Source organism: Streptococcus mitis, assembly GCF_001579045.1.
Lineage (GTDB): Bacteria > Bacillota > Bacilli > Lactobacillales > Streptococcaceae > Streptococcus > Streptococcus mitis_D.
Map to the genome: position 1 here is coordinate 19,525 of NZ_KQ970263.1, position 16,604 is coordinate 36,128.

The window sequence follows — 16,604 nt, forward strand, 5'->3', positions numbered from 1 at the left end:
TAATTAATAATTATATAGTCACTATAAGATTAACCAAATTATTAATTTATTCTATTTTTCTTTTATTCTGAATAATTTATATTTATTTTTTGGTGAGCTAAATATTTCTTTATCATATTTCACATTAAACGGATCTTCTCCAAAGTGTTTCATGTAAACTTCTATAGCATATGTGTCCATCATGCCAGAGATATAGTCTAACACTTTTCTAGCTTTAGTCTCTTTACTGTCTTCAGTGTTCCATCTGTACTCTACAGGCATTAGCATTCCATCTTCATTGTACTCATCATTCATAAATAATTCAAAGAGTTTCGTTAAAATTTTTGTTCCAACTCTTTCATAAAGCATGATATTATCTGAACTTGTCACACATTTAAAGATAGTAGTTTTAAGTGCTTCTGCTAAATCTTTATAATTTTTAAAGCCGAGCTCTTTCTTGTTCTTTGTTCCTGTTTTTGATTGAAATTCAGGAGTTACTGTAATAACACCGATATCTTCGATTAGTTTATTCACAATAATAGAAATTAATTCTCTTCGGAAATAAAAATCATAATCTTCAGATTGAAGTCCTTTATTTCCCTTCTCTTTTGCAAAAGTTTTTGCATTTCTTACCCATGCATTGAATGCTTTTTTAGATTCAACATTTAGTTCATTATCTTTTATATTTTCCAATCTAAAAATAAACTCATCAATTGTAAAGTAGTTGCTAGCTAATGCATCTTCTAAATCGTGAGCACAATAAGCGATTTCATCAGCAAGATCAACTATTTGGACATCTATTGTTCTAAACGGAAAGTTATTATTTTCAAGAACGTCTTTTAGACTCTCAGATAGTTCATCATAATCATCTCTATATAAAAATTTTTTCTTTTTCTTGTCGTAAGGAATAAAATATTTGATGATTGCCGCTAAGGTACGATAAGTCAAGTTGAGACCGCTAGATTGGGGAAACTTCTTTTCAATTTTTCTTAAGACTCGAATACCTTGCGCGTTTCCTTCAAATCCAATATCAGGAGCTAGATTATTCAAAACTCTTTCTCCATGATGACCAAAAGGAGGATTTCCAACATCATGAATTAAGGAACCTGTCTCCACCACTATGCTCATTTTTGAGAAATTTTCTTCAACCTTTTTCTCATATCGAATATGTTTTTTTGTGTTGGTGTCCTTAGATTTAGTTTGAATTTCTTTCTTAACCTTTTTCTTGAGTTCATCGACAATTCCATGAGCTATTTGTGAAACCTCAAAACTATGGGTTAATCGATTTCTATGAAAAGATTTACTGTTTACTTCAAATAGTTGCATTTTACCTTGTTGGCGTCTAAAAGAAGTTGAGTAGATAACTCTCGCGTAATCTCTTTGAAAAGAATCACGATTTCGATTTTTCTTATTTTCCTTATGCTCTCTAAAATCTAACTTATCAACTATTTTCCATTGCTTTTTTAGAAACGTAATTAATTCTGTCATAATATCACCCTTGATTTTTCTAAACCAACTTCTTCATCTCATCAATACGTGCTACGGTCGCATCATATTTCGCTTGGTAGTCGGTTTGTTTATCACGTTCTTTTTGGACGACTTCTGGTTTGGCGTTGGCTACGAAGCGTTCATTAGAGAGTTTCTTACCAACCATGTCCAGTTCTTTTTGCCATTTAGCGAGTTCTTTGTCGAGACGAGCCAATTCTTCTTCGACATTGAGGAGATCTGCCAGTGGCAGGTAGATTTCTGCTCCTGTGATGACGCTTGACATAGCGAGTTCAGATGCAGGAATAGTTGATGCGATTTCCAAGTGTTCTGGATTTGTGAAGCGTTTGATGTAGTTGACATTACTGTTAAAGAAGGCTTCCAAGTCGCTATCACTTGTCTTAACAAGGATTGTGATAGGCTTGCTTGGTGCTACGTTTACTTCCGCACGCGCATTACGAACAGCACGAATCAAGTCTTTGAGACTTTCCACACCAGTGTGGGCAACAAGGTCTTCAAAGGCTGGATTGACAGTTGGGTATTCTGCTGTCACGATAGAGCCTTCTGAGATTTGTCCAAAGATTTCCTCTGTCACGAATGGCATGATTGGGTGAAGAAGACGAAGGATCTTGTCCAAAGTATAAAGGAGAACAGAACGTGTGATGACTTTCTCTTCTTCGTTATCGCTATAAAGGACTTCCTTGGTCAACTCAACGTACCAGTCCGCAAACTCGTCCCAGATGAAGTTGTAGAGGATGTGTCCAGCAACACCAAATTCAAACTTGTCAAAGTTTTCAGTGACTTTGCCGATCGTTTCATTGAGGTTGTGGAGAATCCAGCGGTCTGTGACATTTCCAGCTTCCTTGTTAACAACTTTTTCGACATTGGCAGTTGCTTGCTCAAGAGTCAAGCCTTCATTGTTCATGAGGATGTAGCGAGAGATGTTCCAGATTTTGTTAATGAAGTTCCATGAAGCATCCATTTTCTCGTAAGAGAAGCGCACGTCTTGTCCTGGTGCAGAACCGTTTGAAAGGAACCAACGAAGGGCATCCGCACCGTATTTCTCGATGACATCCATCGGGTCAATTCCGTTACCGAGAGACTTAGACATCTTACGTCCTTGCTCGTCACGGATAAGACCGTGGATAAGCACGTTTTGGAATGGCTGACGACCTGTGAATTCCAAGGATTGGAAGATCATACGAGACACCCAGAAGAAGATGATATCGTAACCTGTTACCAATGTTGATGTTGGGAAGTAGCGTTTGAAGTCTTCTGAGTCGACATCCGGCCAGCCCATGGTAGAGAATGGCCAAAGAGCCGAACTGAACCACGTATCTAAGACGTCTTCGTCCTGAGTCCATCCGTCACCTTCTGGAGCTTCTTCGCCAACGTACATTTCACCCTCAGCATTGTACCAAGCAGGGATTTGGTGACCCCACCAGAGTTGACGAGAGATTACCCAGTCATGAACATTTTCCATCCATTGAAGGAAGGTATCGTTGAAACGAGGTGGGTAGAATTCTACCTTGTCATCTGTGTCTTGATTGGCAATAGCATTTTTGGCCAATTGGTCCATCTTGACGAACCACTGAGTAGACAAGCGTGGCTCAACCACGACACCTGTACGTTCTGAGTGGCCAACACTGTGAACAAGTTTTTCGATTTTGACAAGAGCACCTATTTCTTCCAGCTTAGCAACGACTGCCTTACGAGCTTCAAAACGATCCATGCCTGCAAATTCAAAGGCCAAGTCATTCATAGTTCCGTCGTCGTTCATGACGTTGACTTGTGGCAAGTTATGGCGTTGACCAACCAAGAAGTCGTTTGGATCATGGGCAGGTGTGATTTTCACGACACCCGTACCAAACTCAGGATCTGCGTGTTCGTCTCCAACGATTGGGATGAGTTTATTAGCGATTGGAAGGATGACATTTTTACCAATCAAGTCCTTGTAGCGCGGGTCTTCTGGATTGACCGCAACCGCAACGTCTCCAAACATGGTCTCAGGACGAGTTGTCGCAACTTCAAGGGCGCGTGAGCCATCTTCCAGCATGTAGTTCATATGGTAGAAGGCACCTTCGACATCCTTATGGATAACCTCGATATCAGAAAGGGCTGTGCGAGCTGCTGGGTCCCAGTTGATGATAAACTCACCACGATAGATCCAACCTTTCTTGTAAAGGTCCACAAAGACCTTACGAACAGCTTTTGACAAACCTTCGTCAAGAGTGAAACGCTCACGAGAGTAGTCTACAGAGAGCCCCATCTTACCCCATTGTTCCTTGATAGTAGTGGCATATTCGTCTTTCCATTCCCAGACCTTGTCGAGGAATTTTTTACGACCTAGGTCATAACGTGTAATGCCTTCTCCACGCAAGCGCTCCTCAACCTTAGCTTGAGTGGCAATCCCCGCGTGGTCCATCCCTGGAAGCCAAAGGGTATCAAAACCTTGCATGCGTTTTTGACGGATGATGATATCTTGCAAAGTCGTATCCCAAGCGTGACCAAGGTGAAGTTTCCCAGTTACGTTTGGTGGCGGAATGACGATTGAATAAGGCTTAGCCTTTTGATCCCCTGAAGGCTTGAAAACATCGGCATCAAGCCATTTTTGGTAACGACCAGCCTCAACCTCGGCTGGATTGTATTTAGGTGAAAGTTCTTTAGACATGTGTTTGTCCTTTCTAGTTAATATCTTTAAATAAAATTAGTATGTAGAAGATAGGCCTTGATTCAGCACATCTGATTTTTCAGTATCTTCTATTAGCAAAAAAGAAACTGTATAAAAATTTTACATTAACTTTCTCTCATTATCTTCAGAATATGTTTATCAAAGTCCGATAGAATTTTTTGAGTTCGGTTAAATTTTTCATACTCCTGGATGGCTTTTGAGTCTGCTTGTTTCTTGGAAATACTTCCTTTTCCTTCTAAAATTTCGTACTCATTAAAAGATAGAAAACGATCAATACTATCTGCCAATCCTCGCATTGTAAAAGTATTACGGCGCTCAACCAAACCCTCAATATAATCAAAATAGGCTGTAACAGTTCGCTCTAGTTGTCGAATTTCTTTTTCTTGCAAATAATTTTTGGCTACCGTTACATCTGATTTGAGCACTCGTCCATTAGGTGCATTCTTCCAAGTAGTTAATCCCATTTTTTCTTTACTAGCATCGGCTTGCTGATAGATAATTTCTTCAGCAGTATTTCCAGTAATTGCATAATGAAATTTATTTTGCACCATAGCATAGAAATTTTTAGTAATATCTGAGTTTCGATCATAATCTATGGCACATTCAGCAAAGATATCCGTGATTTGTTGATAGATTCGGCGCTCGCTAGAACGAATAGAGCGAATCTGTTCTAAAAGTTCACGGAAATAATCCTGTCCGAAAACTGTCTGTCCTTGTTTCAAGCGTTCATCATTCAAAACAAAACCTTTGATGATAAATTCTTTCAAGGTCTTGGTTGCCCAAATTCTAAATTGAGTAGCCTTGCTGGAATTTACGCGATAGCCAACTGAAATAATAGCATCCAGATTGTAATATTCAAGTTCACGCCGAACAGTTCTATTTCCCTCTTGTTGAACCTGTGCAAATTTTGCACAAGTTGATACCTTATCCAACTCACCGCTATCATAAATATTTCTCAAATGCTTTGTAATGACACTTCGTTCAACTTCAAAGAGCTCTGCAAGACCTATTTGAGTCAACCAAAGATTTTCATCCTGTAAAAGGATATCTAGCTGAACATGGCCATTGGGTGTAGTATACAGGATGAAATTCGAAATTTCATTCAAGATAATTCCACCTCCTCCCTTCAGTAAACAATTACTTCTCGTTTTTAAACTTTATGCCGTTTTCCTTCAACTTCTTAACGGTTACGGGACCAATTCCCTTCAAAGCGAGAACTTCTTTTTCAGTCCATTTTTTGAAATCTGAAGATGTACGAATCCCATTTTCAACAAAGATGTGAACAAAATCCATCCGAATTCCCTTCATTTCTTCCTCGTTCATAAAGGAATGCCAGTCAGTGACCTCGGATAAATTTCTTATCATACTAGAATGATTCGAAAATACTGGTTTACGGCGAAACTTCTTGGCTTCGTTTGTTAAAAATTTCGTTAAAATAATATTTTCTAGTAAATAATCAAATAGAGGATACAAACTAGCTTGTAGCGATTCAACTGAATTTGGACAATAACATTCTTGGTCTTCGATATCTATAACTTTGAATTGCCAATCTTCCTCTATAAAGAATTCAACAGCTTCATCATTGATTTCCACTAATTTTGCAAATAGCTGACTTGCTTCTTCAATTTTTCCTTGAGAAAAAGCAGAGATGATGGCATGAATAAGAATGGTATCATCCCGTTTCCCTTTATTTAATTCTTCACGATAGAAACGTTCAACATTTAGTTCCTGACCAGTAATATGATACAAGGAAAGCATACAGAAGACAAAATTAGGAGGAAAACGGTCTGGTCGCTTACTCAAATATAGGTTAATCAATTCTATAGCCTTAGAATTGAAGTTCTCCTTCATATAATACTCAATCAGAAACATCAGAGCAGACAGGATAGGGCGGGCTTCAAAATAATTCCAACTATTGTAGCCATTCATTTTCCATTTTTCTAAAACTAGAATTTCAAAATCCAATACTTTTTTAAAGGTTGACAAATCAAAACTTTCAACCTCGGATAAGAATAAATGAAAATCAGCAGCAAAATAATCTGGATTTATTTTTAAAACTTGCTTTAACAATTTATTTCGCTTCTGTGTATTCGGAGTATGCATAGCTTCTCTAAATAAAGCATGATCCTGATTCCAATCAAAAGTCCTATTTTTCAGTTGGTAATTGATTAGCTGAACATCTGGATACTCTCCGTGTTCATCAGCATATTGCATCACTGCTGTATGTAGTTCATCGAAATTTTGAATGGTACGACGTTCTACAAAAGTTGGGTTTGTAGCTAGTAGTTCTGTCCAGGTAGCCTCTTCTTCAGAAATAACTTTAATATCCAACTTCTGCTGGCGTTTTAATTCTTTTTTTCTATTTTTCTTTTTAGCCATCTATTTTCTCCTCTAACTCATTCTTCAATAGATCCTATCTCAACTGTATTGAATATTCTTACAGCCTCGGATACAGGTTTTAATGGTAAATCTCAGCTTCTTTGTGATTCGTTTACTTTGAAGGTTGTACCCCAGGTGTGATTAAGGTAGAGTTTTCTAGTTACGTTTGGTGATGGAATCACGAACGAAAAAGGTTGAGACTTTTGAACTTATTGAGTCTTGAGAACGTCTTCATGAAGTTGTTTAGATATGTGTGTGTCCTTTCTCTATTTTGTTAATTTTTTCTTGAATCTGCCTAGCAGCTTCTTCCGCAGACAGATTTGTATTATTTATTTTAAGGTAGTGGTACAACTCATTCGGTTGATGTTGGGAATTTAATTGAAGTGTTTCAGTAGTCTCCAAAATTTCTCTTTCAGATACCTCAATATGTCGTTTTAAGGGTTTGTGCTTTAATCGATTCTCCGTTCGATTTCGACGTAAACGCTCTTCAAGACTTGTTTCCAACTCAACAAACAGAATCTCTTGATGATAGTCATCCAACAAATCCTGAATTTGCTTCAAATACAGCAGCTGGTACTGGTTTGAAAAATCAATCACGTCTGTTAAAATCACATATCGCTGATTTCTAGCGCTAGCTCCAAGGAAAGAAAAGGTCATTCCACGAACAAATTCCCACATTTCCTCTGTGTAGTCCTGATAGATTTCTAGTGCAAAATCGATGGCTTGATGGTTATAAAATAGGGTAGCATCCGTCAGTCGAGATAATTCTTGACCAATGGTCATTTTTCCTGATGCTGGAGCACCAATGATGAAAAGATGCATCAAATTACCTCCCACTCACTACTCAGCAAACCATATATCAGACTGTCACAGCGGTTTCCTTGAACATCTTTGCGATCTCTTATGCGAGCTTCAAGAGTAAAACCAAGTTTTTCTGCAACTCGTTGACTTTGAAAGTTATATCCAAAGCAAGACAATTCAATTTTATGTAGATTCAATTCTTTAAAAGCCAGATCAATCAAGGCACGCGCTGCTTCTGGTACATAGCCTCGACCCCAATAGTCTGGATGCAAGGTATAGCCAAGCTCTAGCACATCATCCGCATGGCGATGGTTGAAATCAACAGAACCAATGACTTTATCGGTTCCTTTGACGACAATCCCATAGCCAGCTGGGAGATTTTCCTTTTGATTGCGTTCGGGAAGGATATGCTCCAGATAATAAATCTCATCTTCCAAGGTCTTGACAGGTGGAAAACCTGCTGGGTAAGAAACTTCTGGACGACTAGCATAATCAAAGATATCCTCAGCATCCGCCACTGTACGAACTCGTAAGACCAGACGCTCTGTTTCCAATCGTTCTGGTAACTCAGCTCTTGTCATCCTTCTTCCTCGCTTTTTTGATGAAGCTCCCCTTAATATCTACACGCTTGTCCAGATAACGATAGACGCGCTGATATCCATCTCCCATGAAATAGGTTGGGGCAAACAGTTCATTTCTAAAATGTCCCTTTTCATCCAAAAGTTCTGGATCAACAAGTCTCTCAACAATCTTAGCGAAAATATGACAAATTCCCCCTTCCTCAACAATCCTATCTACCTGACAATCCAAAACGACTGGACAGGCCTCTAAAATCGGTGCCTGAGTTCGTTCAGAAATTTCATAATGCACTCCCAAACGTTCCAATTTCTCTCGATGACTGATAAAACCAGCCTGCTCCATCTCGAGCATGAGATTTTCATCAGGGATATTCACAGTAAATTTTTGATAATGTTTAATTTGCTCTGCGACATTCTCTCTCGCAACGACTCCAACCACAATCCAATCTCCTAGACTATAAGAGGAACTACAGGTCGTGATGTTATATCCAAAATTCTGATCTTGATATCCTAAAATAAAAACAGGAAAGCCATAGTATAGTTTATTAGTTTTAAATGATTGTTTCATAACAACCTCCTTTGCCTAAGACACAAAAAATCGCCCCTGCCATCTACATGACAGGGACGAATGTGTTTATCCGCGGTACCACCCAATTTCGGGCAGAGCCCGCCACTCTCGTCTTTAAAACAAAAAGACAATATTATTTCATTTTTCATCCATCAGCAACCAGTTTTGACACATTTGTGGACTTCTCAGCACTGCCACTTTCTGTAAAATGTGGGATTCAAAACACCTCTAATGGCTCTATTGTAGCAAGATTTTGACGGAAATGCAAGGGACAAGAAAGATTACTTGAACTTGATGCCATTTTCTTTCAATTTCTTGATGGTAGCTGGACCGATTCCTTTCAAGGCAAGAAGTTCTTTTTCAGTCCAATTTTTGAAATCTGAAGCAGACTTGATTCCTTCATCATAGAAAGTTTTGGCACGGTCAAGTGGAAGTCCACCCAAGTTTGCTGCAAAATCTTCCACAGAGTTGGCTACTTTTTGAGCTTGCTCTTTAGTAGCTTCTACTGCTTGTTCAACTTTTTTAGAAACAGCCTTACCAGCTTGGCTTGCTGATTGCTCTGCACGCTTAACGACTTTTTTTGTCTCTTCTACAACCTTAGTCACAGTACTTGAAAAGGCACCTGCGCGACGGAGGCTATTTCGTAATTGTTTTTTACGATTGAGTTTCTTTGACATGATAAAATCCTTTCAATAAAAAACCCCTGCTCTGACAAGGATTTAATATAAATATTCTATCAAGATTTTAGTAAAAAATCAAGAATTTCATTGTTTAAAGACAACTCCATTATTTTTTAAAGTACGAATTGTTACTGCTCCAATTCCTTTCAGAGACAATAATTCTTTCTCTGTATACTTAGAAAAATCTTCTACTTTCTGAATCCCAAGTTCTAGATTAAATATCCTAATTTTGTCATACCCAATTCCTTGGAGAGCAGGGGATTCAGATAAATGATAGGTAGCAAATAGGTTGTAATCTTCCATCACTTCTTCTAAATTAGAATCCACTTGTTCCATAATAAATTCAAACAAAAAAGGACGTTGAGCGATAAAAGGCCACAATACATACATTCCTAGTTGAAGGGATTCCTTACTGTTTGGAAGATAAGTCTCTAACTCGGTCTCTAAGTCTTCTATCTCTTCAACCCAATCTATATCTATAAATAATTGGTCTGTAAAGGGATTCAGTTCCCGTAATTCTTGGAAATAGTCTGCTGCGCTATTTCTATTCCCACGTAAAAATTCGGCAATACTCATATGAAACAACAAAACATCATCTACTTTTTTGAATTTCTTTGCCGTTTGATAATAAGACTGTAACAAATCATAACGAAACAGCTGGTTATACAAACAAAGAGCCATATTTATAAATCGTGGTGGATAAGTATCTAAACGTTTCCCTATAAGGTATTGGACACATTCTAGAGCACGACCAAAGAAACCATGCGAAATATAATAATGGACTGCAAATGAAAAAATCTCTAATTTTTCTTTATGTTCAATAAAGCTATAATCTACAAAATTTTCCCTTTTCCATGCAGCCTTAGCCTCTTCACATAGAGCCGCAATTCTATCCAGTTCTCCTACATCAAATATGTCTATCGTAAACACTAGGTGAGCATATTTACCGTTCAAGGAATAGGGATAATCGCGAATATAAGCTTCTAAGCGTTCTTGTCGCTTACTAGAATTTTCTTCCTCCAGAATCTCTAATAATTCCCGATATTCTGGTTTCAATTTTTCAGGATGACTTACCAAATCAAGTGTATACTCTAATACATGTTGAAAACTAGAAGCTTGCCCAAAATTCTCTAAATATTGCATCGTTGCAAAACGTTCGATGTCAAACGCATCATATCGATTTTGAATTTCTTCATTTTTATTTTCAACATCAAAGTCATCAAAAATATCAGCAGGAAAATCATTCAAATCATCTTCAAAATCATAATCATAAATAGACACAATCTTCTTCTCGCGACTATTCTTACGCAACTGCTTTTTACGATTTTGTTTTTGAACCATAGTAGTATCCTCCTAATAATTCCGCTCACCAAACAAGCCTTCTGGCAAATCATGGAATCCCTTGCCTGCTTTGAAGTTTTCAAACTTACCAAGCAAGAACTGATAAGCATCCAAGCGGCTTTCGTAGCGAATCATGGCATCTTTGGCACGCTCGTCTTGGTCTTCTTCGTAGACTTTTTGGCTTTCCTTATACGCCATGTCGTTAATCATAATCTGGGTATTAACCCAAGCTTCAAATTCCTTCATAAATTCTTGTTCGTAACTCATTTTTTCTCCTTATTCTAATCCACGGAAATAGTCCGTATCAATCTCACGGTAGGGCTGGATATCCTGAACGTATTCCAGCACACCTTGGAATTCCCCATCTTCATCGTGCACTGCAGCGTAGGTGATGTGGACAAACTTGCCTCGCGACTCAGACTTGAACCACATTTCATACTTGTCTTTGCTTCCCTCACGAAGCCCCTTCATGATGGTCTTTACCTTGTCCAAGTACTTAGGCGGATGGCAAAGTTCAACATTACGCCCGACTTGGGACGGTGTCCGTTTGAAAATCATCTCATCAGCTGGCGCATTGTCATTGTAATACTGGAAAATATCGTCTTTATTGACAAAGGTAATCTCCATGGGGAGGTGATTGAGGATGAGATTAGCCTGCTCGACTGAAAGATAGCCATTGCCAAAAGCCTGTTGACTATGACGGTCCAGCACTGCTTCCTTTTCCTTAGGGGTAAAGGTAATGGTAAACTGCCCTTCTGGCGTATCGATAACTTGCTGAACTTGCCCCTCTGCCGTATCTAGTTGTATGGGCTCCTCTGCACTCTTTTCCTCGACAAAACTCTGGCGTTCTGGAACCCATTTCTCAGACGGACGGATGATGGCATAGCCATAGGTATCGCTCTCCTCCGCAATCTGAAGCCAGTCATCCTGAGTAAAGGACTCAAGGAGAATCATGAGAAGGATAGACTCTTCCTTGAAAATCATACTTTCAAACTCTGGCGCAAAGACTTCAAAAGCTTCCTTTACACTACTAATAGACACTTTTGGCAATGACTTGGCTGTCGCTAAAGCTGTTTGAAAGAGTTCTCTGATCTGATCATCCACTCCCCACATGACCTTAGGAGGTGAATCGTGCCCATAGCGCTCCATGATAGGAAAGAAGAGTTCTTCCTTGCGCTGGTAGTGGATGTCAAATTGTCCCAAAAGCCCCATTTGACGGACCAAACCCTTGCGCATCTCCACCAGCATTTCTTCATCTTCCATAGACTCATAGGTATCTAACAATCTCCGAATGCGAATCAAGGCAGCGCGGAGAGCCAGATTTTCATCCTTGAAGACGCGAACTGGGTGACCTGGATGCTCGGTATCCTCCACTTCGACACCCTTAACAGCATTTTTAAAAAGATTGGCATGGACATCACAGAGCTCCATGACATCTTCAAAGGTGACACCTGAGTCTGAGTTCATCAGCTCGTGCTCCATAAGGGAAATCTCGATGGCTGAGACACCTGTAAAGGTCGCATCAAAGCGCTCTTGAACCGACTCAGGAGAAGCACCATTGTGCAATTCTAACAAAATATCCCGTAGGATATGAATCCGTTCATCTGCCATTAGTCTAATCCAATCACTTCGTAGCCATTTGCTTCCAGCGTGCGGACAATCTTGTCCATAGGAGTTCCTTCTAGCTTAGAACCCTGTTTGAGCGATACTTTGCGACCGACTGTATTGCGCATCAAGGGATTAGCAAGGGGTTTAAATCCCAGCTCCACTAGGATTTCCAAGACTTCTGGATGCTTGTCCACCACTTCTGCAACGGGAATTGACACATCGATGATATTGTCCATGACGACCTCCATGTATGTTCTAAAATGATTTTACTGCTTATATTATACCATATGGAAAGTGAATAAAAAACTAGCAGTACATACCTTGCTAGTTATCTGAAATCTGAATTACGGCCTAAAAAAGTTTAAAAAGCCAATCCAATAGCTTAAATAATAGCTTGTAAAACAGCAATTGGACTGCAAAAGAGATGATTATCCACAGGAATTTCACAATTCCAATAATCGGTTTGATAAAAATAATGGCAAGAAGACCCAAAAAAAATTTCATTATCTCTCCTCTGGCTTGATGAGCCACCGAGCCGTATCCATTAACTTGTCTGCAATAAAAAGTTTCCCCAGACCGACAATAACATTGTCATCTTTCTTTATCGTTTTCATTACTTTTACACCTTGCACGGTCAAAAAGTAATTCCCATAAATTTTAGCAAAAGCTTTGATAGGATTCATCTCACTCACCCTCGATTATTTCAGCCTCTTTTCGGATTGTTTCAACATCTTCTTGATATTGAACTTCACTATAGTTAACTAGTTTGGACAATTCTTTCTGCAAGCTTTCACCCATCGGTTTCATAGTTGCAAAGGTTAAACCACCTGAAATGATACCTCCCAAGATAGGTATGAATTTCCCCATTCCTTTGGCCAACCCTCCCTTGGTAAGATTCACACCAAATATTTTTAAGACTTTTTTCAAAATAGGGTACCAAAGCGTCTTTGTTAACGCTTTATTAGGTACTGTTTTCATTACCTGTTTGGCAATTGTTATACCACCAGCACGTAGCAAAGCAGCGGTTCCATTCACCCCCAACATGACACCTAGATAAAGCAAGAGGGTATTTTGAGCATCTTCACTCAACTCATCGCGTGAAGCCCAAAGATCCTCATATCCATAAATATAACCTAGTTCTTGAGCTAATTTTAAAGAAAAAGCATAAAATTGAGCTACATCCGCTGGTATGATAATTGCCATGGCAAGTCCACCTGGTAATCCTGCAACAACAGAAGTTCCACTCGCTAATAAAACATTATCCCGAATACAGGCATTAGCCACTCGATCTAAGATTTCTTGAGATAAGAGAGTCGTTGGACCTTGTTCCAATAAGGTAGGAATGTCCTGTGGATCCAATTCTTTGGAAAACTTATCCACTAAAAATTTCGAACGATCAACCCTAACAACAGGTAGTTTTACCACTTGTTGCAATACTTGCATAGCTAAGTCTTGTTCAGCCATATACAAACTCCTTTTACTTCTGTAAGTTATATTCTATGATAGCATACTCTTTTAAAGTATGTTTCAAATCCCCCTCAAAAATTTTCAAAAACTCCTTATTCTTTTAGATAAATAGTCCAAAACACAAAATCAAAATCCTTGGCAACTTATTTGTTAAAGAACTTTAATAGTCTTTGTAGAGACAACTCGAATATTCCACTCCTACCCTTACAACATGATATTCTATCTGTGAACGATAGTCTATTATTGTTTCACCTAGAATGTCCCTTGAATACGTACTAACTATGAACTTTTGAGTTTCATTTTATAAATCCATAATTTCTTTTTTCTTTCGATCAAATTCTTCCTGAGATAATATCCCTGCATCTAAAAGAGATTTTAGTTTTGTAAGTGCTTCGATTTGCTCATCTAATGATAGATTTGGTTTCATGGCTTTTTCATCTAAACTTTGAGCCATATTCATTCCAAATATCATTCCAGCACTATCACCTAAACCATGTTGCTCCACTCCTGATGCAATTTTTTGTTGTGCCGCAATATTAGAAGCTTTCTGCGATACATCATCATAAGCTTTTAAATTCATCTTATTTGATGAAAATTGTTTAACCAATTCCTTAGATTCTGGTGAGAACTCAATATTAGCAATGGCAACTTTCACAATCTCAAATCCAAAACGTTCTTTCCAAGTCCCTGCATACTGTCCATCATTTGATACTTGTTCCGCAAGAACTGTAGCTTGTGACGGCAATTGTGAAATACGATAAGTTGTTGACAAAGAATTAAGTGCAACAATAAAAGATTGGAGAAATTCTGTCACTATTTGTGATCTAGCTTGAGCGCTATCAAAGGTATAATAAGTCACATTGGCAGGAAGAAAGTTTCTGATAAATTGCTTAGCATCTGTAATTTGGATAGAAAATGTTCCAAAAGCACGTACTTCTAAATCTGTCCCATAAAACAAATCATTATACATGACTGGACCGCGAGTCCCAAATTTAATATCACGAATTTCTCTCAAATTAACAAAACAAATCTGTTTTTGCTGATCACTTTGACCACCGAATCCAACACGATTCACAACATTGTCAAACAGTGACTTTTTCAATCCATCACCGTTAAAAACACTGCTCTCACCATTTTGGTATTCATATCCACCTGGTTCTGTAATAATTTCCTCGATACCAGACTGACTAAAGATAAAGGCAGCAGTATTTTCTGGAATAAAAATCTTGGATCCGTTCGAAATAACACCTACAGATCCCTTCGTATTGACACCCCTACCATTATTACTTTCTTGAACAATACCTGGACTTACAGCTGTATGTTCATCAAAAGCATGAACTGTGATAATTTCTTTCCACTGATCTGCAAATGTCCCACCAATAGAATCTGTGATTGCTTTTATCAACCCCATTTAATTGCCCCCTTATAAACTTTGCTCCATATCACAATAGGCACATCTCACTGTTTGCTTCACTTGACCTGACAAAGGTGCTCCACAAAAGCTACACTTGGTTGAAATCTTTTCTGGCTCTGCATCCTTAATCCCAAGCCCTGCTTTAAAAGTGTCAAATGTATCCTTAAATGTTTCTGCCAAAACATTTGCTCCAAACAAGCTACTATCTCCCAAGGTTTCAAAATTACTTGTATCACCTGAAATCAATTTAATAATGTTTCTAGCCCACTTGTCAGTATCCTTAGTATTATTAAATGCAAAGATAGCTTGTCCGCCATTATAATAAATTTCCAGCCGTTTCACACCATTGGTTTTGGTTACTGAAACTTGAGGTTTCCCTTCAAAAATTTTAATCTGGTTAATAGGTATGGTAACTTGATCTTTTTTCCCTCCCCAAAAACCTTTTTTGATATGTATTAAGTGTAGATTCGTTAAAATTAATTCATCTGTAGACAAACCATTTTTCCCAAAACTCACATGGTCACTATTCATAACCATGTATTCATGTGGCAATAATTGATAATCCATATTGAACTCCACTCTTCCTATTAAAGACTAGCTTTCCACTGCTCCACTTGTTCATGTAGATTATCACGATAATCTTTTAGAGTCTTAATCACTTCTTCTTTCCCTTGAATCGGTGCTTTCTTTAGTGGACCATATTGTTTTTTCAAATCTTCCATTTCTTTTTTAGTGCTATCTTTCAGTTCTTGGATAGCAGCACTATCTTCTAAAACAGTCCCTTTAAAGGCTTCATCTGCTTCTGTATAGTAATTATCGATTATTTTCTCATTCATAATCAAGTAATCTTCATAGGTTTTTATAGACTCAATTGTCGTATCGCTAACATCTTGTGGGTTAAAATCGCTTGAACTGAGTTTTTCTTTTGCTTTAGCAAACAACCCTTTCTTCTCAGAACTACTAGATGAAGCTTCTGTTTGATTCTCACTAGAAGAGCTACTTGTTTTTTCAGAAAGAGAACTACAAGCAACTAGAGTAGAGACGGAAAGACATAGCAAAGCTAAACGACAAACTTTTTTTACATTATTCATTGATAGAATCTCCTTTTATTTATGAAATCATCATATCATATTTCCTAAAAAAAAAGCATTTTCTGATTAGCTAACATTAAAAAATATAGAATCCCTTTTTTAAAAGAATATTTTTCCATTTCAAATTCCACCTATTTCCTCCACCAAAAAAGAGGGTTGCCCCTCCTTCTTAGTTCTTATCCAGATTGCGTAGCATCTCGTCAATCTTGTTTCCATATTCAATGGATTCGTCTTTGACGAAAGTCAAATCTGGGATTTTGTACAATTTCAAATTGCGACCAAGTTCACGTTTGATAGTACCAGTTGCTTTTTCAAGCCCGATTTGGGCTTTTTGATTATCTGAAGCAAGGTTACTCAAAATGGTGTAGTAAACCTTGGCAACAGACAAATCACCTAGCATCTGAACATCTGTGATGGTCACACCTTGGACACGCGGATCACGGACTTTCTTTTGCAAAATCTCATTGACTTCACGCTTGATTTCCATGCCCACACGATCCGTACGAAAATGATTTGCCATG

The 16,604-nt window shown here is 38.2% G+C and carries 18 protein-coding genes; all 18 read right to left on the reverse strand.

The features are described 5' to 3' along the window. Positions 1-51: 51 nt before the first annotated feature. Positions 52-1,467 carry a deoxyguanosinetriphosphate triphosphohydrolase family protein gene (locus SMIDD28_RS06220; RefSeq protein ID WP_061425304.1) on the reverse strand — a complete coding sequence of 472 codons (1,416 nt, stop codon included), beginning with the start codon at positions 1,465-1,467 and terminating at the stop codon, positions 52-54. Positions 1,468-1,486: 19 nt separating this feature from the next. Next, positions 1,487-4,135 (reverse strand): valine--tRNA ligase, encoded by a 2,649-nt coding sequence (locus SMIDD28_RS06225; RefSeq protein ID WP_061425305.1) that lies wholly within the window; start codon positions 4,133-4,135, stop codon positions 1,487-1,489. Positions 4,136-4,260: 125 nt separating this feature from the next. Next, positions 4,261-5,262 (reverse strand): virulence RhuM family protein, encoded by a 1,002-nt coding sequence (locus SMIDD28_RS06230; protein ID WP_061425306.1) that lies wholly within the window; start codon positions 5,260-5,262, stop codon positions 4,261-4,263. A 31-nt stretch (positions 5,263-5,293) separates the two neighbouring features. Then, entirely contained in the window at positions 5,294-6,535 is a 1,242-nt protein-coding gene (locus tag SMIDD28_RS06235; protein WP_061425307.1) for a helix-hairpin-helix domain-containing protein, read from the reverse strand. Positions 6,536-6,778: 243 nt separating this feature from the next. Continuing rightward, a complete protein-coding gene (locus SMIDD28_RS06240; RefSeq protein WP_061425308.1) occupies positions 6,779-7,357 on the reverse strand; it encodes an AAA family ATPase in 579 nt (192 codons plus the stop codon). Further along, positions 7,357-7,917, reverse strand: a complete 561-nt coding sequence (locus SMIDD28_RS06245) for a GNAT family N-acetyltransferase (protein WP_061425309.1) — start codon at positions 7,915-7,917, stop codon at positions 7,357-7,359. Before SMIDD28_RS06245 ends, SMIDD28_RS06240 begins: the two co-directional genes overlap by 1 nt. Beyond that, a complete protein-coding gene (locus tag SMIDD28_RS06250; RefSeq protein WP_061425310.1) occupies positions 7,904-8,482 on the reverse strand; it encodes a flavin reductase family protein in 579 nt (192 codons plus the stop codon). The genes SMIDD28_RS06245 and SMIDD28_RS06250 overlap by 14 nt, the downstream gene beginning before the upstream one ends. Before the next feature lie 281 nt (positions 8,483-8,763). Further along, on the reverse strand, positions 8,764-9,159 hold the full coding sequence (locus SMIDD28_RS06255) for a helix-hairpin-helix domain-containing protein (RefSeq protein ID WP_000038635.1): 396 nt from the start codon (positions 9,157-9,159) through the stop codon (positions 8,764-8,766). Positions 9,160-9,246: 87 nt separating this feature from the next. Beyond that, a complete protein-coding gene (locus SMIDD28_RS06260; protein ID WP_061425311.1) occupies positions 9,247-10,503 on the reverse strand; it encodes a helix-hairpin-helix domain-containing protein in 1,257 nt (418 codons plus the stop codon). Positions 10,504-10,515: 12 nt separating this feature from the next. Beyond that, positions 10,516-10,770: a DUF1912 family protein gene (locus tag SMIDD28_RS06265; RefSeq protein WP_061425312.1), complete on the reverse strand. Its 255-nt coding sequence runs from the start codon at positions 10,768-10,770 to the stop codon at positions 10,516-10,518. Between the two features lie 9 nt (positions 10,771-10,779). After that, positions 10,780-12,114, reverse strand: coding sequence for a DUF438 domain-containing protein (locus SMIDD28_RS06270; protein ID WP_061425313.1), 1,335 nt, complete (start codon positions 12,112-12,114; stop codon positions 10,780-10,782). Continuing rightward, positions 12,114-12,347, reverse strand: a complete 234-nt coding sequence (locus tag SMIDD28_RS06275) for a DUF1858 domain-containing protein (RefSeq protein ID WP_000368739.1) — start codon at positions 12,345-12,347, stop codon at positions 12,114-12,116. Before SMIDD28_RS06275 ends, SMIDD28_RS06270 begins: the two co-directional genes overlap by 1 nt. A 267-nt stretch (positions 12,348-12,614) precedes the next feature. Continuing rightward, positions 12,615-12,794 carry a hypothetical protein gene (locus tag SMIDD28_RS06280; RefSeq protein ID WP_061425314.1) on the reverse strand — a complete coding sequence of 60 codons (180 nt, stop codon included), beginning with the start codon at positions 12,792-12,794 and terminating at the stop codon, positions 12,615-12,617. A gap of 1 nt (position 12,795) precedes the next feature. Beyond that, on the reverse strand, positions 12,796-13,575 hold the full coding sequence (locus tag SMIDD28_RS06285) for a hypothetical protein (RefSeq protein WP_061425315.1): 780 nt from the start codon (positions 13,573-13,575) through the stop codon (positions 12,796-12,798). A gap of 304 nt (positions 13,576-13,879) precedes the next feature. Beyond that, entirely contained in the window at positions 13,880-14,989 is a 1,110-nt protein-coding gene (locus SMIDD28_RS06290; RefSeq protein ID WP_061425316.1) for an SPFH domain-containing protein, read from the reverse strand. Between the two features lie 12 nt (positions 14,990-15,001). After that, positions 15,002-15,559, reverse strand: coding sequence for a C1 domain-containing protein (locus SMIDD28_RS06295; RefSeq protein ID WP_061425317.1), 558 nt, complete (start codon positions 15,557-15,559; stop codon positions 15,002-15,004). 20 nt (positions 15,560-15,579) lie between these two features. Continuing rightward, on the reverse strand, positions 15,580-16,083 hold the full coding sequence (locus SMIDD28_RS06300) for a hypothetical protein (RefSeq protein ID WP_001067003.1): 504 nt from the start codon (positions 16,081-16,083) through the stop codon (positions 15,580-15,582). Positions 16,084-16,252: 169 nt separating this feature from the next. Further along, positions 16,253-16,603 (reverse strand): 30S ribosome-binding factor RbfA, encoded by a 351-nt coding sequence (rbfA, locus tag SMIDD28_RS06305; RefSeq protein WP_001273601.1) that lies wholly within the window; start codon positions 16,601-16,603, stop codon positions 16,253-16,255. Between the last annotated feature and the right edge of the window lies 1 nt (position 16,604).